Below are 19506 nucleotides of genomic sequence, written 5' to 3'. Positions count from 1 at the left end.
CGCGATGTCTGTGCGATGGTCTGTGAAGCGGGCGAAGATCTTCAGTTTGATGAAGTTTTTGTTTGTGCCGTAATCGGGGGGGCAACGTTTTATTGCGCTTCGGAATGATCTGCCAACGGACGTCGTGCAAGGTGCCTGCACTGTTGATCTGACGTTTTATAGAGTCTATAAAAAAGGCCTGCGCCCGAACTATTGCGTTCCAATGTCCAGAAAAAGAGGGTAAAAAGTTCTTATGGGAAAGACGAATGTCAATATGATCTGCGATGTCGCGGAGCTCTCTTCTCTGTTTGAGAAGAGCAGTGGTCTGGATGATTTTCTTCAGGCGGCCGTGAGCACAGTGGCGTATCACATGCAGGCCGCGGTCTGCTCAATCTATATTTATGATGATGCCTCACGCACGTTGCGCCTGCGGGCAACGCAGGGGCTGGAGCCCGAGGCGATTGGTAATGTCGAATTGCGGCTCGGGCAGGGAATTGCCGGAATGGCGCTGAAAGAGCTTCGGTCGATTTGTGTGGGCCGGGCGACTGAAAGCCGCGATTTTTATGCCATTGACGGCATCGGCGAGGAAAAGTATGAGGCCTTTCTGGCTGTGCCTATTCGTCGGCAGCTCAAACGTGTTGGGGTCCTGACGGTGCAGGACCCTCAGGCGAATTATTTTGACAGCTCTGATGAGCAGGCTTTGCGGGCGATTGCCGGCCAGCTGGCGACGGTGATTGAAAACGCCGGGCTTTTAATGGCACTGCACCAGAAGAGCGAAAAAAAATCGGTAAAAACCGCGACCGGCAGCCGTCTGGTTAAAGGACGTCCCGGCAGTGCGGGGATTGCGCGCGGGCACGGAAGTTTTGTGGTGGCTGGACGCAGCGGGAAGTTCCGTCGGTTTGAAGCAACACCGGACCATCTGACTTTAGAGGATTTTGAGCGGGCGCTGACGGCCAGTGAGCAGCAGTTGTCCGAGCTGCAGCGCAAAACCGCGGAGGACCTGTCGGATGTTGCCCAGTTGATTTTTAATGCGCATCTGCTGATTCTGGCAGACGACGAGTTCTCCGGAACGATTCGCCGCAAAATTGTGGATGGAGAGCATCCGGCGGACGCTCTGGTGGAGGTTGTGAACCGTTATATTGATATTTTCTCGGCGAGCCCGAATCCTCGTTTGAAAGAAAAAGTTCACGATCTGAAGGACCTTGGGCACCGGCTGATGGAAAACCTGGTCGGCGGCACTCGGGCTCCCGGAGATTACAGCGGTCACATTATTCTGGCTGATGAACTGCTTCCGTCCGATGTATTGAAGCTTGCCACGGAAAATGCAGAAGGATTTATTGTTCAGGGGGGAATGACTTCCCATATTGCGATCATTTGCCGCTCGCTGCAGAAACCGATGGTGATGGTGGATGCTCAGCAGTTTGACTTGTTCGATGGTGTCAGCGACCTTTTGATGGACGGCTCTGCCGGGACGGTCTACATCCAGCCCTCGGATGAGATTCTTGCCGAATATGCGAAGTATCAGCGCCGGGCTGACGCTTTGGCTGCGGCTCTTCCGATGAAGCCGGAAAGTTATACGGCGGATGGCACCCGCATTCAGATTTTTGCGAATATCAATCTGCTGAGCGATTTGAAGCTGGCGGATGAGTTTCGTGCAGAAGGCGTCGGACTCTATCGAAGTGAGTTTCCGTTTATTATTCGAAACGATTTTCCGTCGGAAGAAGAGCAGTACCGTGTTTATAAACGGATTGTGGAGTCGATGGGGCAGCGGGAGGTGACATTCCGGGCTTTGGATATTGGTGGGGATAAGCTGCTTTCCTATCAGGATGAAGTGGAGGAGGCCAACCCGTTTCTCGGGTTGCGCGGGATTCGTTTTTTGCTCCGCAACAAGGATGTGTTTACGGAGCAGCTGCGCGCTATGCTTCGTGCGGGTGCCGGTGGAAATTCCCGGATTATGTTCCCTCTGATTGCTTCTGTGGATGAATTTGTCGAGGCCAAAGAGCTTGTTCTTCAGTGCATGAAGGAGCTCGACGGTCGAGGCGTGGAATACAACAGGGATACGAAACTGGGAATTATGGTGGAGCTCCCTTCTGCGGTGACGCTGGTGGAGGATCTGGCGCATGAGGTTGATTTCATGTCGATTGGTACCAACGACCTGATTCAGTATACGCTGGCAGTCGACCGGACCAATGAAATGGTCTCAAAGCTTTATTTGGCGCATCATCCGGCTATTTTACGGGCCATTGATCGTGTGGTGTCGGTCGCCCGAAGTCATCGTAAAGATGTTTCGATTTGCGGAGATATCGCTCGTGACGCAAAAATGATTCCGTTCCTGCTTGGCGTCGGAATTCGCAAGCTCAGTTTGTCGCCGCGGCAGATGTTTGAAATCCAGCAGGCCGTGGAGGCCGTCAGTATGGAAAAAGCAGTATATGCTGCCCGGCAAATGTTGGAATTGAGCCGAATTTCCGAAATGGAAGAGTTTTTGAAGAATACATAAATGTCTTTCAGCTCGCTCTGGTTACGAAAATGTATTCTTTTGTCTGCGGGCTTTGTTTTTGTAAGCTTTTATTCCTAAGTGCTTTGAGTGCTGTTTCTCTGGTGTTTTAAAAACTGGTCTGGTTTCTGCTTTCAGGGGGGCCTGTCCCGTCAAAAATTGACGGGCGGGAAGGCTCAACTTTGAAAGGAGAAACAATGAAGATATGGAAGACATCTTTGCTGGCAACGGCTGTGTTGGCTTTTGCCGCAAGGGGGTATGCTCAAGATGCGGAACCGGTGGTGACAGCCGCTGACGCAATGTTCACCGCCAACAACGTTTGGATGATGGTATCCATCTTTCTGGTGTTTGTTATGCACCTTGGTTTTGCAACGGTGGAGACGGGCCTGACCCGTGCGAAGAACGCCGTTAATATCCTGTTTAAGAATACAGCGATTGTTGCAATCGGTTTGCTGACTTACGCGTTGATTGGGTTTGCGCTGATGTATCCGGGCGACAGCTGGCTCATCAAAGGTTTTCTGGGACTGAGTGCGGACGGCTTAGGGGTTCATTGCCCTGAAGGGGCTGCCGGCCTGATGGATTATGCCGGCGGAGCCTATTCCTACTGGACAGACTTCCTGTTCCAGGGAATGTTTGCGGCAACTGCAGCCACCATTGTTTCCGGAGCGGTGGCTGAGCGCATCAAACTCCCGTCGTTCCTGATCTTTTCCGTAATTTATGTCGCAATCATTTACCCGTTTGTCGGCTCCTGGGTTTGGGGCGGCGGCTGGCTTGCAGAAATGAACTTTCATGATTTCGCCGGTTCTACGCTGGTTCATTCCGTTGGCGGTTGGGGTGCATTGGCTTCGATCATGCTGCTCGGCCCGCGTATGGGCAAATACGTCAATGGGCAGATTAAAGCGATCCCGGGGCACAATATGCCGCTGCTGACTATCGGTGTGTTCCTGCTGTGGCTCGGCTGGTTCGGGTTTAACGGCGGTTCGGTTCTCTCCGGTGATCCGGGCGGTGTTTCATTTGTTCTCGTTACCACATCTATGGCGGCAGCGGCCGGTATCATCGGTTCAATGATCGCCACCTGGTCGATCCAGAAAAAGCCGGACCTCACCATGGTGCTCAACGGCTGTCTGGCCGGGCTGGTTGGTATTACGGCTGGAGCTGATGTCGTTTCGGTGTTTTCCTCGATTCTGATCGGTTTGATTTGCGGAGCTGTGGCCGTGGTTTCTGTGATGATGTTCGACAAGCTGCATCTGGATGATCCGGTCGGTGCGACCTCAGTGCACTTGGTTAGTGGTATTCTTGGTACACTTTTTGTCGGTGTTTTCAGTCCGGATTACAGTGTTGGTGTACAGGCGCTTGGTGTACTGGCTTACGGTGCCGTCTGTTTTCCGGCGGCATTCATCTGTATGCTCGTTCTCAAGCTTACGCTGGGGGTCCGTGTCAGCGAAGAAGAAGAGCTCAAAGGTCTGGATATCGGCGAACACGGCATGGAGGCCTACGGCGGGTTCCAAATCTTCACAAATATCTAGTTGTCAGTGGGTAAGAGAGGTAAAAAGATGAAACTGATCATTGCGTATATACAGCCTGACAAGCTCACCGCGGTAAAACAGGCGCTGTACGAAAAAGATGTGTTCAAAATGTCCGTAACCAATGCCCTGGGCTGCGGTCAGCAGAAGGGCTATCACGAAACATATCGTGGAGCGGACATTGAAGTGAACCTGCTCAAAAAGGTGCGCGTTGAGATTGCCGTCAACTCTGAATTCGTCGAAACGACTGTAAATGCCATTATTGACGCCGCTCGAACGGGAAATATTGGTGATGGAAAAATCTTTGTTCAAGACCTGCAAGAGTGTATTCGTATTCGAACGGGCGAAAGGGGTGAAGCCGCCATTGGCTAGCGCCAGCCCCGTTAAGGATATTGTTTAGAGTGCATTCGTCAGTCGGACCGGGGGAGACGGATTGGCGAGTGTGCTCGGCAATAAACAGCAAACAAAAGGAGAGATCAGTATGAAGAAGAGTATTGTAATGATGACGGTGGCCGTGGCCTCCGCAGTGTCCGTTCAGGCAGCTGACGTCAGCGCTTATGTTGACTTTGCCAGCGCTTACGTATTCCGCGGTGTCACATTGAACAACGGCCTCGTAATGCAGCCGGGCCTGGAAGCCTCCGGTTTTGCAGTACCGGAAGAATACGGCTCTGTTGCCGTCGGAATCTGGGGTAACTACGATATTAATAACATCAGAGACAATACCGGCAAAGAAACCGGTGATTTCTCCAGAATCGACTACTACGTCTCCTACAGCCTTCCGGTGGACGCCATGGACGTGAGTGTTGGTTACATCGAATACACGTACCCGAACGGCGGAACATCTGACAAGGAACTGAACCTGACCCTCGGCTCCGCACTGGGCACCAACGGCCTTTACGCGTCTTTTGGCATCAACTACGGTGTCGGCGGCGAAATTGATGACACATGGTACATTCAGCCCGCTCTGAGTTACGAAACAGACATTTCAGATGCTCTGTTCGCTTCTGCCGGCGTAAGTGTTGGTTATGTCGTTGATGGTGATACCACAGGTTTCAACGACGCGACCGCTTCTCTCGGCCTGGACTATGCCCTGAACGACAACTGGTCTGTCAGCGCCGGCCTGACCTACATTGCTCAGCTCGACGAAGCTGTTCTCAATGACGATGATTACGACGTTGCCGTTGTCGGTACCGTTGGCGTCGGCTGCGACTTCTAAGCGAAGTTTCGGCAAAATCCGAAAGCGTCCCGCAGCGCGGGACGCTTTTTTGTTTTCCAAGGTTTGGAAAAGCGTTTATAACTCAGTTTTTCCAATAGGAGAAAATTTATGGATGAACTGCTTAAGCTGCTGAAAAATAACGCGAAAGAAAGTCCGGAGAATCTGGCCAAACTGCTGGGACAGCCGGTCGAAGCAATTTCGGAAAAGATCGAAGAATATGAAGCCGCTGGAATTATTCAGGGCTATCAGACCGTCATTAACGAAGACAAGCTGGAAGACGGTCCGGTTACGGCGGTCATTGAAGTGCGTCTGACTGCCGAGCGTGAAGGCGGCTTCAACCGCATTGCGGAGCGAATCAGCCGGTTTCCTGAAGTTCGTTCTGCTTACCTGATGTCCGGAGGCTATGACCTGTTGCTGTTTGTCGGCGGAAAAACACTCAATGAAGTCGCCAGTTTTGTCAGCGAAAAGCTTTCTCCGCTGAGCGGTGTGGTTGGCACCGGTACCCATTTCATGCTCAAAACCTATAAGCGCAACGATGTGCTGATGCATACTCCTGATGAAAACGAACGCCCCCAAATCTCTCCGTGACCGGATTGCCGCTCACGTGCGCGATATTCCGCGTTCAGGCATCCGCGATTTCTTCGATATTGTAAGCTCCCGCGACGACGTGATCAGTCTTGGTGTCGGGGAGCCGGATTTCGTGACGCCCTGGCACATACGTGAGGCCGCCATTACAGCGCTGGAGCAGGGCGTGACCAGTTACACGTCCAACTTCGGTTTGCTCAGCCTGCGTAAAGAACTGTCGTCTTATGTCAAAGGTCTGATTGGTGTCGAATACAGTGCAGACCGTGAAATTCTGGTTACAGTCGGCGTCAGCGAGGCGATGGATCTTGCTCTGCGTGCACTGATTGAGCCGGGCGACGAAGTGCTCTATCACGAACCCTGCTACGTTTCCTACAACCCGATCATTACCTTTGCTCATGGGGTGCCGGTCAAGATCGAAACCTCTGTTGAGAATAGCTTCCGTCTAACCCGTGCGCAGCTCGAAGAAAAGGTGACGGAAAAAACAAAAGTCCTGATTCTCAACTTCCCGACCAATCCGACCGGCGCGGTTTTGTCTCGCAAAGAAACCGAAGAAATTGCCGCATTTGCCATAGAACACGATTTGATTGTTCTTTCGGACGAAATTTACGGTGAACTGTCCTACGACGTGCAGCACTCCAGTATATTAGCTGTTCCCGGCATGCGTGAACGTACCGTTTATCTGCACGGATTCTCCAAAGCATGGGCCATGACGGGTTTTCGACTCGGTTTCTCCTGCGCTCCGCCCGAGCTCACGGAAGCTATGATGAAAATTCATCAGTACACGATGCTTTGTGCTCCTGTACTGAGTCAGCGTGCCGCTCTTGAGGCCCTCCAAAACCCGGCAGAAGATATCGCCGGAATGCGTGAGAGCTATGCCGCGCGCCGGAACTACATGCACAGCGCTTTTCAGGAGATGGGTGTTGAGTGTTTTCTGCCCGGAGGAGCTTTTTACATGTTTCCAACCATTGGAAAATTCGGGCTGAGCTCCTACGACTTTGCCATGAAACTTCTTGAGGAAGAAAATGTGGCGGTTGTTCCGGGGACCGCCTTCGGCGCTTGCGGTGAAGGGTCGGTGCGCTGCTGCTTTGCGACGGCGTTCGATGACCTCAAAGAAGCTATGCCCCGTATCGCCCGGTTTGTCTCCCGCCTTTCCTGATCAAAACGGTGGTTCGGATGTGAACTGCATTTTCCTTCCGGTAGCCGGATGGATGAACGATAGAAACGAGGCATGCAGTTTCAGCTGGCCGGGAGCCGTTCCGGTTCCGTAGAGACGGTCTCCAATGATTGGAACTCCAATGCCGTGTTCTGAGGCGGCGTGTACGCGCAGCTGATGGGTTCTTCCAGTGATCGGAATCATTTCAACGCGTGTCTTCCCGTCCTCGATGCCGAGCGTCTTCCAGCGGGTGATTCCGATCTTTCCGTGGACGGGATCGTAGATCTGCATGGGCCGGTTGTCGACGTCGAGTCGAAACGGCAGTTTGATTACGCCGGAACCCTCTTCGATCTCTCCGTTCAGAAGTGCAATATATTTTTTAGAGGTTTCGCGGTCGTGGAACTGTCGCGACAGTTCGCGATGGGCATCGCGGTTAAGCGCGAGCACCATCAGGCCGGAGGTGTCCATATCGAGCCGGTGTACTTCCGGATGGCCGGGGCAGTCTGGAAAAACTTCTCTGATTCGCGCGGTGACGCAGTCCTGATTTTCCGGTCCTTTGCCCGGGACAGACAGCAGGCCGGATGGTTTCGCGACAACGACGAGGCTGTCGTCGGCAAAAAGGAATTCTAATTTTTTTTGTGCTGCTGTTGTGGCGGAAGCACCATCCAGTCCGCAGAGCATAAAGCCGAGAATTGGACGGCATTTTTCGGCGCAGGCGGGATAGAACTTTTTATGTTGGCGGGTTCCGGATTTGTTTTCTCTGCCGTAATAGAATTCGCTCAGGCCGAGCGGTTTCAGTTTGTTGAGAACGGCATAGTTCAGCAGTTTCGGCGCGCAGCAGTCGCCGACGCCGGTGGGGATGTTGTCTCCAGGAAATATTGCTGATAGCGGCCGGGTTGCTCCGCGAAAATTAGTCAGGCGGTAGAGAGCGTGAATCTCCTTCATCAGTTGCTGCGAGAGCGCCTTGCGCTCTTCAAACAGTTGGAAATGGTCCGGGTCGGTTGCCTGCAGTTTTTTCAGTGCACGTGTGCGTATGTTGATTTCTCGGTCCGGCTCAGCAATCAGCTGTTCAAAGGCCTGAGGGTTCGGGATAGGAGGAACCCATCCGTCAACGCTCCACTCGCCGTTGTACTGGCAGGAAAATGCTTTCAGCACGACGGAGTTCCCGTTTCTGTCTTCGCATTCGAGCACACCGAACATTTGTCCGCGCGCGTCGCCCCAGAGATAATCCGTAGAAAATTTTGGATTGGAAGCGTCGTCTATGCATCTGCGTTCATCGAGTTCTTTTATCAGCCCGTCCGCGTATTGGCGGCTGTTGCCAACGGGGAGCGTGTGAACGGTTCGGCAGTCGGTACAGAGTCCGAAGGCGGCGAGGGTGAGCGGAGGCCGGTTCATCTGGATTTGTGGAGCAGGGTGTAGACTTTTCCCCAGATGTTGATACCCGCAAATGCTTCAACTCCGGCGGCCAGAACCATCAACTGGGTCAGGATTCGTGCGGGCGCAATCAGGCCGGTAAAGGCCAGAAGGGTAATCAGGGCGTAAACGGCAAATCCGATTCTGGCCGCAAAACGGTATGGTGCGGCATCAACCGGTGTTGCACCGCGACGCAGTATTTTCGACTGCGCGCGGGCGGCGCGGTGCAGGGGGCTGATCGGCAGGTTTGTAAATCCGCGGATCAGTGCATCAAAACACAGGATCAGTGCGACCCATTTGAGCATGGAAAACAGCCCGCCGAGCAGCAGCAGGACGGTTAGGAATGCGGTGATGCGGACGACGCTTTTGTTTAATGTATTCATTACTGCACCAGGGAATGGGCGATGTGTTGATCGATAAAAATCATTTGTCGCTGAATGGCAGATTTCCAGTAGTCCCAGTTGTGCTTGCCGGGGTTTTCCTCAAAGTGATGGTCGATGCCGTCGTCAATCAGCTGCTGGTGCAGTGCGCGGTTGACTTCGCGGAAAAAGTCGCCGGTTCCGCAGTCCAGAGAAATGGCCAGATCATCGTTTTTGAGGTTTTTGGCCAGGTTGATGACGGTGAATTGTTCCCAGTTTTCCGGGTTCGTCTGTTTTTCTCCGATGCGCAGCTTAATATCCCAGTTGTTCGGGAAGGGGCGGATATCCACGCCGCCGCTCAGCGCCACGGCCACACTGAAGGTGTCCAGATGGCGAATCGCCAGAAATAGAGCGCCATGACCGCCCATGCTCAGTCCGCAGGTAGCGCGCGACTCGCGCTGCGCCAGCGTGCGGTAGTTCGAATCCATAAACTGAACGCAGTCTTTGGCGACATAGGTTTCGTACTGATAGGTCGGGTCGATCGGACTGTCGAAATACCAGCTGGTTTTTCCACCGTCCGGACACAGAACAATCATTCCGTATTCGTCGGCCAGCCTGCTGATTTCGGCAGCATTGTTCCATCCGGCGTGATTGCCGCCTGCACCATGCAGCAGATAGAGGACGGGGAAGCGCTGATCTGCGTTGTTCTCGTAGGCATCCGGAAGAATCAGAGTGGCCGGAATGGTTTTTTCCATTGTGCTGGCGGGAATGGAGATGATATTTACGGAAGCCGCCACCGCCGACAGGGTGAGGGCGAGCAGACTTAACATCAGACACGACAGTTTTTTCTGCATCATTAAATTCCTTTATTCAGCTTTGGGGTCACGGTTCATTAAATCATGCAGCGCCTGCTTCGGGTCTTTTCCGTTCTCAACAATCTGACAGACCTCTTCGGTAATCGGCACGTCGATATGATGTTTTTCTGCCAGATCGCGGGCGGCTTTAGCGTTCCAGATTCCTTCCGCAACCTGCTTCATTCCGTTCATGATCTCCTGAAGGCTCTCACCCCTTCCTAGACGCTCTCCGACCGAGCGGTTGCGGCTGTGACGGCTGGCGCAGGTAACGATCAGGTCGCCGATGCCGCTCAGGCCGGAGAAGGTTTCCGGTTTGGCGCCGAGAGCGGCGCCGAGGCGGGCGATTTCCGCCAGTCCGCGCGTCATCAGCGCGGCCTTGGAATTATCACCCAGTCCGATTCCGTCGAGAATTCCGGCGGCGACGGCGATGACGTTTTTGAGCGTTCCGCCCAGTTCGACGCCGATGAGATCGTCGGAGGTGTATACGCGGAACGCGGGGCCCATAAAAGCGGCCTGGATTTTTTCCAATGTTTGGAAATCGCTGCCGGCGACAGTGACGGCCGTTGGGACACCGCGAGCCACTTCTTCGGCGTGGCTCGGTCCGGAGAGCACGGCGATTTCGCGGTGAAGCACTTCTTCGGCCACTTCACTCATCCGTTGGTGCGTTTTTTCGTCGAGTCCTTTGGTCGCGCTCACAATCAGCGTGTTTTCGCTGAGGTACGGCACAAAGGTTTCGAGCGTGCTGCGATAAAAGCGTGACGGTGTAACCATGACGACCAGATCTGTTCCGGCGGAGGCGGATGGATCGGAAGTCCACTTGATTTCCGACGGAAGATCGACGCCCGGCAGGTAAACACTGTTTTCGCCCGCGCTGCGGATCGTTTCAATTTCTTCTTCGAAGGGGCCCCAGATGGTTACGCGGTGGCCGTTGCCGGCGAGTGTCATGGCGAGGGCCGTGCCCCATCCGCCGTTTCCAATTACAAAACAGTTCATAGGCTATTTGTTGCTTTCTTTTTTCTCTCGCAAAGCGCGCTAATCATACACTCTGCGGGCTTGGCGTTCTGGCGAGAAACCGATCAGGATTTTTTCTTTTTCTCAAATTTATTTTCAGTTCCGGCGATGAGTCGCTGGATGTTGGCGCGATGGCGGTAAATGGAGAGCGCGGCGAGGAGAGTGAGCGCGGCGGCGGTCACGACGCCGTAGTGGTCGACGCGAATCCAGCCGATGAGAGCGACGGCCAGTGCGGCGATGATGGAGCCGAGCGAGACATAACCGGATACTTTCAGGACGATCACCCAGACGAGCAGGCCGGCGACAACAGCCATCGGGGCGACGCCAAACAGGACGCCTGCGCTGGTGGCGACACCTTTGCCGCCTTTGAATTTCAGGAAGATCGGAAAGTTGTGGCCGAGGATGGCGGCCGCGCCAAAGAGAATTCCGAATTCTGCACCGCAGTTTCCAATGTTTGGAAAAAGGAAGGCGGGCAAGAAGCCTTTGAGGACATCGAGCACGAAGCAGGTGATGCCCAGCGGTTTCCCCAGGCAGCGCAGGACATTGGTGGCACCGATATTTCCGCTGCCCAGTTTCCGGATGTCTTTGCCTTGGGTTTTTGCGAGCAGCAGGCCGAACGGCACGGAACCGATCAGATAGGCGAGTATGGTGAGAAGAGGAATCTGTATTTGCATAGAAGAACCGGTTTCAGGTTATTTGTTGAAAAAGCCGCGGAGAAGGTCCTTAACCGCCTCGTTGCCTTCGACTTCTTTAACGTTTTGTTCGAGCTGTTCAATCAGAGCGTTTCCGATGGCTTTTTTGATCGGTTGATTTGTGGAGGTGCTGTTGGTTGGCTGTGTGCCCGGAGCAATCTGCTGGATCAGTTCCTGCAGGGCAGGGCTGTCATTGATTTCTTCTACCCGGTTGGTGAGCTGGCCCATTAGAGTCTGCTGTGTGATGGCGCCGTCTTCGATGCCGAGTTCTTTTTTCAATTCCTGAAGACCAACGGCTTTTCCGATGTTGAGCGCCTGTTCCGAGAAGAGCGAACTGAGTGTGCCGGACAAATCAATCCATGGTTTCTGCAGCGTGCCGGTGATTGGCAGCGTCAGTTTGGTTTCGCCGATTTCCGCATTGTAGATTTTGAGGTCTTTAATGACCAGGTCGATGTCGGATCCTTCGAGTCGGCCCTGGTTGCAGGTAATCGATGGCTTAATGGAAAAGACGCCGCTTTCCATATCGTTTTTGCTCAGCAGTTCTTCGAGGAATTCGGCGTCGATATCCAGAATACTTCCGGTTGCGTTGAAGGTCGGATTGGCCGGGTCGGTCAGCGGCTCTAAGACGGCGCTGAGATCGGTGGCAAATGAATTGCTGTCGTCTGCCAGTGATCCGCGCAGAACGATCAGGCTGTTCGGTTGGCTTTTTTCTGGAACTGTAAACAGGTCGCTGGCTTTCAGTTGCAGATCCAGTGGATATTCCCGGTCTCTTTTGGAGTCGGAATAAAGAACGCGCAGATCAGCGATGATGCGGCGGATATGCACGGGTACCGGTTCTGTTTTTGCGACTTCTTTTTCAGGGGCCGGGACGCGTTGCGGTTCTGCTTTTTCTTCCGGCTCCGTATCCGGCGCGGTTGATGATTCAACCGGCTTGAGAGCATCGGCGAGTTCCTTGACGTTGAACTTGCGATCGCTGTTCCGTTCAACCACCAGTACGGCGCCATGTGCTTCAGCGCGGTTGATGAGAATCGGGTCCCGGCGGATCAGCGACATCATATCGACTTCCATCAGGCAGTCGTCAAAGGTCAGCAGGTAGGGTTCTTCATAGCCTTTCAGGTTGCGCACGGCAAAGCCCTGCAGTTCGGCCGTTCCTTTAAGGACATTCACCGATGCGTTGGTGATGCTCATTTCCAGTCCGTACATGGCCTTGACGGCAGGGAAGACTCCCTGGTTGAGCGCAGATGTCAGCCCCTTGGTCAGGAACATCTGAAGCCCGACGCCCAGCAATGCGACAATTACGAACAGAACAATCAGAATGGTACCCAGTGTTTTCATCCAGCAAATGTACCTAGATGTCGCCGGGAAGGCAACCAGCTGGTTTTGCGGATCATTCAGTTCTGTGAAGACATTGAACAGAGGGAATAAATGGTCATAATGAGAAGTCTTATTCTCAGAGCTGTTCTGGCCGTCTTGTGTGTTAACAAAGGAGATTGTGACGATGAAAAAACTGTTTGCGGTTTGGGTGTTGACGGGGAGCCTGTTTGCAGCCTTCTCAGAAAAGATACAATTGGCAGCGACCCCTGAAAAAAGTGACGAGCCCGGTGTCGTTTGTATGTTTTCATTTGATTTGGGCCAGGTCAAAAGCCGGCAGACAGCAGATGCACGGGTTTCCCTGCCTGCGACTGTGGCCGGAGACGGGATGACTCCGTCGATGAAGCTGTATGTTGTGTCCGCAGATGGTTCCGAAAAGTATCTGGTCACATCGACAATCAAAACCACGCATTCCGGGGTGAATTTTATTATCACAGACTGGTTCAATGAAAATTCCAGCCAGGCGGAACTTTCATTTGTTATTCGTCAGACAGAATCCCCTGCTCCGGCGGTCAGTCCCAAGCCGGGAGCGAAAGCACAGCTGATTGTGGATACTGCGGAGCAGCCGGGGTATCCTCTGGAAGAGATGATGGCGCCGGTATGGGAGTCATCCAGAATGATTTGGGAAACCGTGTTGCCGATTTCGGTTGATGGCAAGGCGCCGGAGGGCTCCCTGCTGTTCGATCCGGTCGGGGAGATTACGGTGCGCGGTTATGCACTGGACAAAACCTATCAGAGCGGTACTGATTTTATCCTGGATGGCAAAACGATTCGGCTGACCGAAAAATCCCCGATTCCTTCTTTAACGTACAAGCAGCTCTATCCTGATTCTGCCGATGCGCCTCCGAAAACCTTTAAGTCGTGGAAAGGCGGATACATTGCCTTTACCGAAGGCAATTATTGGAACGACCGCCAGATTGCCGTGACTTATGAACACGCCGGCAAATGGGGCGGCCCTGTTCCATCGACCGGAAAGAAGCAGCTTCTGAAAACCAAAAAAGCGCTTCGCAGCGGTGAACCGCTGAAAATTCTTTTGCTGGGCGACAGCATTTCCACGGGAGCCAGCGCCAGCGGCAAAGCCGGGAAGCCGCCGTTTGTTCCGGGATACGGCGACTTGCTGATGACATATTTACGCTCCGGTTCGCAGAGCGAAATCACCTTTGTGAATGCATCGCTGGGCGGCATGGTTTCGAGCTGGGGCCTCAGTGTGGCTCCGTACTATGCAGCTCCTGAAAAAGCGGATCTCTGCCTGCTTGGGTTCGGTATGAATGACGGGGCCAGAGTCCCGGTGGAACAATACATTGCCAACACCAAGAAAACCATGGAGCTCATCAAGGCGCAGAATCCGGATGTTGAATTCATCCTGATCGCCTCGTTCCAGCCCAACGAAAACTGGCGTTCCCTTTCGCCGATGGACGGATATCTTCCGGCGCTCAAACAGCTGGAATCGGAATCCGTGGCCGTCGCCGATGTGTGGTCGATGCACGAATATTTTCTGAAAACCAAGCGCTACTGCGATATGACCGGCAATCATGTTAACCACCCGAACGATTTTATGGTGCGGGTTTATGCGCAGGTGATCGCTGCTCTGTTGGGCGAATAACAAGCGCCGAGGGCGCCGCAGGTTAATAAACCTGCGGTTCCCAGGTGGCTGTCGCGTAGTTGGCCCATGAGTGCGGAGCGTCGCTGCAGTACTCATAGGTGTCAAAGATACCGCCGTTGCCGAAGATCCTCGGATCTCCCGTCTCTTCCAGCTTGGCTTTCAGTTCTTCCCAGAGGGCCGCTTTGGTTTCGGCAAAGGCCGGATCGGTCGCCAGATCGGTCATGCAGTACGGATCTTTTTTGACATCAAAGAGCTGTTCCAGCGGTCGTTTTCCGAAAGCCTGCTCGTAGTAGAAATCAACACCCTGTTCATGCAGTTCGAGAATGCGGGTTTTGGTTGGCGAGCTGTCGCAGTTGGTAAAGCCGGTTTCCGGATTGCCGGCCGGCCAGCGGGTCGGCTCGAAGTTGCGCACATACAGATACTGTGGCGTGCGGATGCAGCGCACCGGATAGCCCGCGTCATTTTCGCGGCCCATGTCGTGACGTTCGCGCCCCATGAGCGCTCGATCTCTTCCGGCGTCCAACCCTTGGAAAACATCGGTAAGTGATTTGCCCGGCCACTCTTTGGGAATCTCAACTCCTGCCAGTTCGAGAAAGGTGGGAGCGAGGTCGATGAAGCTGCACAGGTCGTCGCAGGTCTGGCCGGATTTTACCTGCGCGGCCCACATGGCGGCAAAGGGCAGGCGGAAGTCGTCGTCGTACATCTGGCCTTTGACGCGCGGGAAGGGGCAGCCGTTGTCGGAGGTTACGACGACCAGTGTGTTTTCCAGTTCGCCGCGCTCTTCGAGGAGTGCGAGCATCTTGCCCAAATGGCTGTCGAACCATTCGGTTTCGAAGGCGTAGTCGAGCATGTCTTCGCGAACGAGCTGTTCGTCCGGCCAGTAGGGCGGAACTTCGGTGACGTCTTCGAGCTTTTTGCCGTGGCGCTGTCCTTCGCCGGCGGTGTAGGCGCGATGCGGTTCTTTCCCGCCATACCAAAAGCAGAACGGCTGGTCGCCGGCGCGTTTGCTGAGGAAGTCCTCAAAATTGGCCGCATAATCGCAGTCGGCAATCAGGGAGCCTTCCGGCGGTGTGAGTGTGATGTCGTTATATTCCGGGCCGGCGGGGTTATGCTTACGGCCGTTGCGTTCATAGTCGCCCGGCGCCCAGCCTTTGCCGGTGAAGCCGACGTGATAGCCGGCGTCTTCGAGCAGGTCGGGATAAACGGCGAATTCGTCCGGCCCCGGGAATACGCACCAGTGGGTGCAGGCTTCCTTGAGTTGCCAGGTGTGCATCCCGGTCAGCATGGAGGCGCGCGACGGTGCGCATTTCGGGTTGGTGGTGAACATGTTGTTGAAAAGGATTCCGGCGTGCGCCACACGGTCAAAGTGCGGCGTGTTGACGAAGATGTGGCCGTAGGCGCTGAAGTGCGATGCATCGTCAGCCAGAGCAAACAGGATGTTCGGACGTTTATTTTTCGGGTTCATAATTATCAATATTGTTGTATTATCTTTCCGAATTAAACCCATATTTATTCAGGTTTTATGACACAGGATAACGGATTTGTGCTTTTTGAGAGCGGGGAGCCCTGCATGCTTTCCCTGCCGCGCGATGCCCGGCTTCCGATTTTGCCGCTGGCGGCGGGGTGGCAACGGGAACACGGTTCGCAGCGCCATATCAACTGGGACAACTCAACGCGGACTACACACGGCGCGCCGGAGCGGTCGGTTCTGCTTTTTCAGTATACGATGAGTGGCAGCGCGGTCTTTCGGGACGAAGACGGAGAGCGAATCCTGAAGCCGGGAACCGGTTTTCTGGTGCCGTTTGGATCGCCAACCTCGTACTGGCTGCCTCGCGATATGGAATGGGAATGGATTTGGGTCAGCGTGCAGAGTCGGGAACTTTACCGCTGGGGGGAAGCGCTGGTGGCGGAGCAGGGGTATTGCTTTGAGCTTCCGCCGGATACCGGCGCGGTGCCGCAGCTGGCCGGACTGCTGGCGGATCGGTTTGCCGGAAAACCGCTCGATGCGGAAGAGGTTTCCGCGCGCGCGTACCGCTTTTTTATGGAAATTCCGCGCACGCTGCGGGCGGGCGGAAAACCGGGCGGTGTTGCCGAGCGGGCACTTGCGCTGATTGAAACCTGTTTCTGCGATCCGTCATTCAACGTCAGTGAACTGGCCCGCCGCCTGGGCGTGAGCCGCGCTCATTTTACCCGGCTGTTTGCTGCGGAAAACGGCGAGCCACCGGGAAAAACAATCGAAACCCGACGTCTTCAAAACGCCCGCGAGCTGGCGGCACTCAGCGAACTGTCGGTGAAGGAGATCTGTTTTTCCAGCGGCTATCGCAATGTATCCCACTTCTGCGCGCAGTTTAAAAAACGGTTCGGCTGTACGCCGGGCGGTCTGCTTTAAATGAGAGTTTCTGTTGCGAAGCTGCTGACGCCAAAGATTATGCAGGCAGAGTGGTTGCTTTTACCTCTTCGGGCAGGGTGAGGTTTCGGCCGGTTTCGGCGTCGAAGATGTGGGCGAGTGTGAGGTCCGGCGTCAGGCGGATGGTGCCGTCTTTCAGTTCGGCGGCTTCGTGCGGATTGATGCTGGTGATGTATTTGTGTTCGCCGGATTCGACGTGAACCAGCACTTCCTCGCCGAGCATTTCGGAAACATCGATTCGGCCTTCGAACACGATGGGGGCCTCGTCCTTTGCCAGTTTCAGTGCGCGCGGGCGGATGCCTAGGCAGACGTTTTTGTCCTCCCATCCTTCGAGCATGGCGGCTTTGTCGGCCGGCAGCGGGCATAGAATGGAATCGCCGTCGAAGAGGATCTGCCCCTCTGCGCTGCGACGCAGCTTTCCTGAGAAAATGTTCATGGGCGGGGTGCCAATGAAGCGGGCGACGAACAGGGTCGCGGGGTGGTCGAAAATCACGGTCGGTTCCCCAACCTGCTCAATGACGCCGACGTTCATGACGCAGATGCGGTCGCCGAGGGTCATGGCTTCGATCTGGTCGTGGGTGACATAAATCATGGTGGTGCTGATCCGGCGGTGCAGCTGCAGGATTTCCTTGCGCATTTCGACGCGCATTTTTGCGTCGAGATTGGAGAGGGGTTCATCGAAGAGAAAGACCGACGGCTCGCGGACGATTGCGCGGCCCATGGCGACGCGCTGGCGCTGTCCACCGGAGAGCGCCTTGGGTTTGCGTTTGAGCAGATCCTGCAGGCCGAGAATTTCGGCGGCTTTTTCCACGCGTTGCCTGATTTCCTTTTTAGGCATTTTGCGCAACTTGAGGCCGAAAGCCATGTTGTCGTAGACGCTCATGTGGGGGTAGAGCGCATAGTTCTGGAAAACCATGGCAATGTCGCGGTCTTTGGGGGCTACATCGTTGACAACCCGGTCGCCGATAGAGATTGCACCCCGGCTGATTTCTTCGAGTCCGGCGACCATGCGCAGGGTCGTCGATTTGCCGCAGCCCGACGGGCCGACCAGCACCAGAAATTCACCGTGCTCAATGTCCAGGTTGAAGTTGCGGACCGCTTCGTAGCCGTCGTCATAAATTTTAAAAATGCCGTTCAGGTTGACGTTTGCCATTTTTTTTTGCTCCGTTGTGAAATTTTGATCAAACTATATTGATTTTTATCGCATATCAAGCTAGTTTTTACTTCATGATGATTAAAACGGTAAATGGTTCCCGTCGGCTGGCGGCCTCTGAAGAGCCGCAGGTTCTGTTTGTATTAACCGGGAAGTGCCGGGTTGGCGGGCGGACTGTAGCCGTTCCGGTGGCGCTGCCGATGACGGAACCGGTGGAGCTGACTGATGTGCAGGCAATGCTGCTGGAAGGGTGTTTATCCGAGGCCGTTGCTCCGGATGATCTTTCGGTTCAAATTGTACGCGAAACTTTTTTTGAATTTGAGGTGACCAATGCGCACCGGCAGGCGGCGGTGAGCTATCTTTTTCAAAGATTGGAAACCTGCGAGCCGCCGGAAACCGGACATCTGGCGCCGCGCGTTATGAGCTGGCTGGAGCTGCATCTCGACGAGGAGATCAGCCTGGATTCGCTGAGTGAACAGTTTGGGTGCAGCAAGTCCGGGCTGGCGGCCGCATTCCGCCGGGATCAATTGCGGCCGCCGATGAAAGAGCTGGCGCTGTTGCGGATCGAAAAGGTCTGTGAGTTGCTCAAAGAAAATGAGCTGAATGTGTCTCAAATCGCCCGCGCGGTCGGTTACGACGACCTCGCGGCGTTCAATCACTTCTTCCGCCGCCATACCGGCCGCAGCCCGAGCGACTACCGCGAAAGCTGTCTATGGATTACGTAGCCGATTGTTTTTTTCGGAATTCTTTCGGGCTGATGCCTGCGTAGCGCTTGAAGGCTTTGGAGAAGGTGAAAGCGCTTTCATAGCCGATCTGGTCGGCGATCATTTCCAGTGTGTAATTGGAAAAGGAGAGCAGCTCGGCGGCCCGTTCCATGCGCATGGTGGTGATCATGTTCATGGGGGAGGTGTTGTAAAATTTGGTGCAGAGGCGGTGCAGGTAGGTTTTGCAGAGCCCGGCGGAGCCGGCCAGTTCGTCCACCGTCCATTTGCGGGTCAGGTCGGCGTGCACCTGGCTCCACAGGTTCTGCAGGGTCTCGCGCGCTTTGAGTTCGGTCGGGTTTTCCATGCCGAGCTCGCGTTTCAGGTAGCAGGTGATCATTTCGGTGCACAGCCGCAGCGGCTGCCGCGAGTCGGCGCGCCGGGTGTTGGATTCGGTGATAAACGCCTCCATGAGGGTTTTCACCAGTTGGCCCCACTGGGCGGGGCGCACGGTGATTGCTTTGGGGAAAAGCGCATTCCAGTCCGGAGAGTCGACCAGGTGAATCCAAGCGATTTCCCAGCGGTCGGTCACCGGGGCGTACGAGAAGGTGTGTCCGATGGGGGCGGTCATGACCTCGCCGGCTTTGAGTATCCGTGTAGTGCCGCCTTCTTCAATCTGTGCGGAGCCGGAATAGGCGTAGAGGATCATGTTGTAATAAGAGGGAAAGCGTTCCGCGCCGTATCCTTTGGTCAGTTCACTGATGCCGGCGATCAGGATATTGTAATCGTCCATGCAGTGGATGTTGGGCGACGGCTGGGTGAGAATGCGTTCCCGTGAGTTTTCAGGAATGATGATCCGTTCGACCTGGGTTTCTATAATACGGTTATTTTCCATAGGTGTGCCGGGCTTCCCCTCTCGCAAAGATGACCGGAAGTTTACCGGAAGCGGAATTTCAGCTCAAGGATCCGCTGTCAGATTTTACAGGCGCGAG

Annotated in this window: 18 protein-coding genes; 9 read left to right on the top strand and 9 right to left on the bottom strand. The window is 54.6% G+C overall.

Annotated elements, in window-relative coordinates:
- The first annotated feature begins 232 nt into the window (after positions 1-232).
- The 6 genes from ptsP to GT409_RS03530 all read left to right on the top strand — a co-directional run bounded on the left by ptsP (position 233) and on the right by GT409_RS03530 (position 6953).
- Entirely contained in the window at positions 233-2476 is a 2244-nt protein-coding gene (gene ptsP, locus GT409_RS03555) for a phosphoenolpyruvate--protein phosphotransferase (RefSeq protein WP_160627003.1), read from the top strand.
- A gap of 194 nt (positions 2477-2670) precedes the next feature.
- On the top strand, positions 2671-3999 hold the full coding sequence (locus GT409_RS03550) for an ammonium transporter (protein WP_160627001.1): 1329 nt from the start codon (positions 2671-2673) through the stop codon (positions 3997-3999).
- 27 nt (positions 4000-4026) lie between these two features.
- Entirely contained in the window at positions 4027-4368 is a 342-nt protein-coding gene (locus GT409_RS03545; protein WP_160626999.1) for a P-II family nitrogen regulator, read from the top strand.
- Positions 4369-4477: 109 nt separating this feature from the next.
- Entirely contained in the window at positions 4478-5212 is a 735-nt protein-coding gene (locus tag GT409_RS03540; RefSeq protein WP_160626998.1) for a TorF family putative porin, read from the top strand.
- A 108-nt stretch (positions 5213-5320) separates the two neighbouring features.
- Complete coding sequence (locus GT409_RS03535) at positions 5321-5800, top strand: Lrp/AsnC family transcriptional regulator (protein WP_160626997.1); 480 nt, start codon at positions 5321-5323, stop codon at positions 5798-5800.
- Complete coding sequence (locus GT409_RS03530; protein ID WP_160626995.1) at positions 5769-6953, top strand: aminotransferase class I/II-fold pyridoxal phosphate-dependent enzyme; 1185 nt, start codon at positions 5769-5771, stop codon at positions 6951-6953. Before GT409_RS03535 ends, GT409_RS03530 begins: the two co-directional genes overlap by 32 nt.
- On the opposite strand, the gene GT409_RS15850 is transcribed toward GT409_RS03530, so the two are convergent.
- The 6 genes from GT409_RS15850 to GT409_RS03500 all read right to left on the bottom strand — a co-directional run bounded on the left by GT409_RS15850 (position 6954) and on the right by GT409_RS03500 (position 12614).
- Positions 6954-8345 carry an RluA family pseudouridine synthase gene (locus GT409_RS15850; protein WP_233231601.1) on the bottom strand — a complete coding sequence of 464 codons (1392 nt, stop codon included), beginning with the start codon at positions 8343-8345 and terminating at the stop codon, positions 6954-6956.
- Positions 8342-8746, bottom strand: coding sequence for a DUF4395 family protein (locus tag GT409_RS03520; protein WP_160626994.1), 405 nt, complete (start codon positions 8744-8746; stop codon positions 8342-8344). Before GT409_RS03520 ends, GT409_RS15850 begins: the two co-directional genes overlap by 4 nt.
- Positions 8746-9579 (bottom strand): alpha/beta hydrolase, encoded by an 834-nt coding sequence (locus GT409_RS03515; RefSeq protein ID WP_233231600.1) that lies wholly within the window; start codon positions 9577-9579, stop codon positions 8746-8748. Before GT409_RS03515 ends, GT409_RS03520 begins: the two co-directional genes overlap by 1 nt.
- 9 nt (positions 9580-9588) lie before the next feature.
- Complete coding sequence (locus tag GT409_RS03510; RefSeq protein WP_160626992.1) at positions 9589-10569, bottom strand: NAD(P)H-dependent glycerol-3-phosphate dehydrogenase; 981 nt, start codon at positions 10567-10569, stop codon at positions 9589-9591.
- An 83-nt stretch (positions 10570-10652) separates the two neighbouring features.
- Entirely contained in the window at positions 10653-11261 is a 609-nt protein-coding gene (gene plsY / locus GT409_RS03505) for a glycerol-3-phosphate 1-O-acyltransferase PlsY (RefSeq protein WP_160626990.1), read from the bottom strand.
- An 18-nt stretch (positions 11262-11279) separates the two neighbouring features.
- On the bottom strand, positions 11280-12614 hold the full coding sequence (locus GT409_RS03500; protein ID WP_160626987.1) for an AsmA family protein: 1335 nt from the start codon (positions 12612-12614) through the stop codon (positions 11280-11282).
- Between the two features lie 163 nt (positions 12615-12777).
- Here GT409_RS03500 and GT409_RS03495 point away from each other — a divergent pair, with 163 nt between their 5' ends.
- On the top strand, positions 12778-14253 hold the full coding sequence (locus tag GT409_RS03495; protein WP_233231599.1) for an SGNH/GDSL hydrolase family protein: 1476 nt from the start codon (positions 12778-12780) through the stop codon (positions 14251-14253).
- A gap of 22 nt (positions 14254-14275) precedes the next feature.
- Here the strand turns inward: GT409_RS03495 and GT409_RS03490 are convergent, their stop codons facing one another.
- Entirely contained in the window at positions 14276-15718 is a 1443-nt protein-coding gene (locus GT409_RS03490) for a sulfatase family protein (protein ID WP_160626985.1), read from the bottom strand.
- A gap of 57 nt (positions 15719-15775) precedes the next feature.
- Between GT409_RS03490 and GT409_RS03485 the strand changes: the two genes are divergently transcribed.
- A complete protein-coding gene (locus GT409_RS03485; protein ID WP_160626983.1) occupies positions 15776-16642 on the top strand; it encodes an AraC family transcriptional regulator in 867 nt (288 codons plus the stop codon).
- A 37-nt stretch (positions 16643-16679) separates the two neighbouring features.
- On the opposite strand, the gene GT409_RS03480 is transcribed toward GT409_RS03485, so the two are convergent.
- Positions 16680-17813: an ABC transporter ATP-binding protein gene (locus tag GT409_RS03480; RefSeq protein WP_160626981.1), complete on the bottom strand. Its 1134-nt coding sequence runs from the start codon at positions 17811-17813 to the stop codon at positions 16680-16682.
- A gap of 74 nt (positions 17814-17887) precedes the next feature.
- Here GT409_RS03480 and GT409_RS03475 point away from each other — a divergent pair, with 74 nt between their 5' ends.
- Positions 17888-18538 (top strand): helix-turn-helix domain-containing protein, encoded by a 651-nt coding sequence (locus GT409_RS03475; protein ID WP_160626979.1) that lies wholly within the window; start codon positions 17888-17890, stop codon positions 18536-18538.
- Here the strand turns inward: GT409_RS03475 and GT409_RS03470 are convergent.
- On the bottom strand, positions 18531-19409 hold the full coding sequence (locus GT409_RS03470; protein WP_160626977.1) for a helix-turn-helix transcriptional regulator: 879 nt from the start codon (positions 19407-19409) through the stop codon (positions 18531-18533). The genes GT409_RS03475 and GT409_RS03470 overlap by 8 nt on opposite strands.
- Positions 19410-19506 lie beyond the last annotated feature (97 nt).

The organism is Tichowtungia aerotolerans (assembly GCF_009905215.1).
Taxonomy (GTDB): Bacteria; Verrucomicrobiota; Kiritimatiellia; order Kiritimatiellales; family Tichowtungiaceae; genus Tichowtungia; species Tichowtungia aerotolerans.
The sequence above is the reverse complement of the archived record's forward strand: the minus strand, read 5'-3'. Positions and strand labels throughout refer to the sequence as shown.

Coding starts and splice junctions, on each gene's coding strand:
- ptsP (WP_160627003.1), top strand. CDS start 233: ATGGGAAAGACGAATGTCAATATGATCTGCGATGTCGCGGAGCTCTCT.
- GT409_RS03550 (WP_160627001.1), top strand. CDS start 2,671: ATGAAGATATGGAAGACATCTTTGCTGGCAACGGCTGTGTTGGCTTTT.
- GT409_RS03545 (WP_160626999.1), top strand. CDS start 4,027: ATGAAACTGATCATTGCGTATATACAGCCTGACAAGCTCACCGCGGTA.
- GT409_RS03540 (WP_160626998.1), top strand. CDS start 4,478: ATGAAGAAGAGTATTGTAATGATGACGGTGGCCGTGGCCTCCGCAGTG.
- GT409_RS03535 (WP_160626997.1), top strand. CDS start 5,321: ATGGATGAACTGCTTAAGCTGCTGAAAAATAACGCGAAAGAAAGTCCG.
- GT409_RS03530 (WP_160626995.1), top strand. CDS start 5,769: ATGAAAACGAACGCCCCCAAATCTCTCCGTGACCGGATTGCCGCTCAC.
- GT409_RS15850 (WP_233231601.1), bottom strand. CDS start 8,345: ATGAACCGGCCTCCGCTCACCCTCGCCGCCTTCGGACTCTGTACCGAC.
- GT409_RS03520 (WP_160626994.1), bottom strand. CDS start 8,746: ATGAATACATTAAACAAAAGCGTCGTCCGCATCACCGCATTCCTAACC.
- GT409_RS03515 (WP_233231600.1), bottom strand. CDS start 9,579: ATGATGCAGAAAAAACTGTCGTGTCTGATGTTAAGTCTGCTCGCCCTC.
- GT409_RS03510 (WP_160626992.1), bottom strand. CDS start 10,569: ATGAACTGTTTTGTAATTGGAAACGGCGGATGGGGCACGGCCCTCGCC.
- plsY (WP_160626990.1), bottom strand. CDS start 11,261: ATGCAAATACAGATTCCTCTTCTCACCATACTCGCCTATCTGATCGGT.
- GT409_RS03500 (WP_160626987.1), bottom strand. CDS start 12,614: ATGAAAACACTGGGTACCATTCTGATTGTTCTGTTCGTAATTGTCGCA.
- GT409_RS03495 (WP_233231599.1), top strand. CDS start 12,778: ATGAAAAAACTGTTTGCGGTTTGGGTGTTGACGGGGAGCCTGTTTGCA.
- GT409_RS03490 (WP_160626985.1), bottom strand. CDS start 15,718: ATGAACCCGAAAAATAAACGTCCGAACATCCTGTTTGCTCTGGCTGAC.
- GT409_RS03485 (WP_160626983.1), top strand. CDS start 15,776: ATGACACAGGATAACGGATTTGTGCTTTTTGAGAGCGGGGAGCCCTGC.
- GT409_RS03480 (WP_160626981.1), bottom strand. CDS start 17,813: ATGGCAAACGTCAACCTGAACGGCATTTTTAAAATTTATGACGACGGC.
- GT409_RS03475 (WP_160626979.1), top strand. CDS start 17,888: ATGATGATTAAAACGGTAAATGGTTCCCGTCGGCTGGCGGCCTCTGAA.
- GT409_RS03470 (WP_160626977.1), bottom strand. CDS start 19,409: ATGGAAAATAACCGTATTATAGAAACCCAGGTCGAACGGATCATCATT.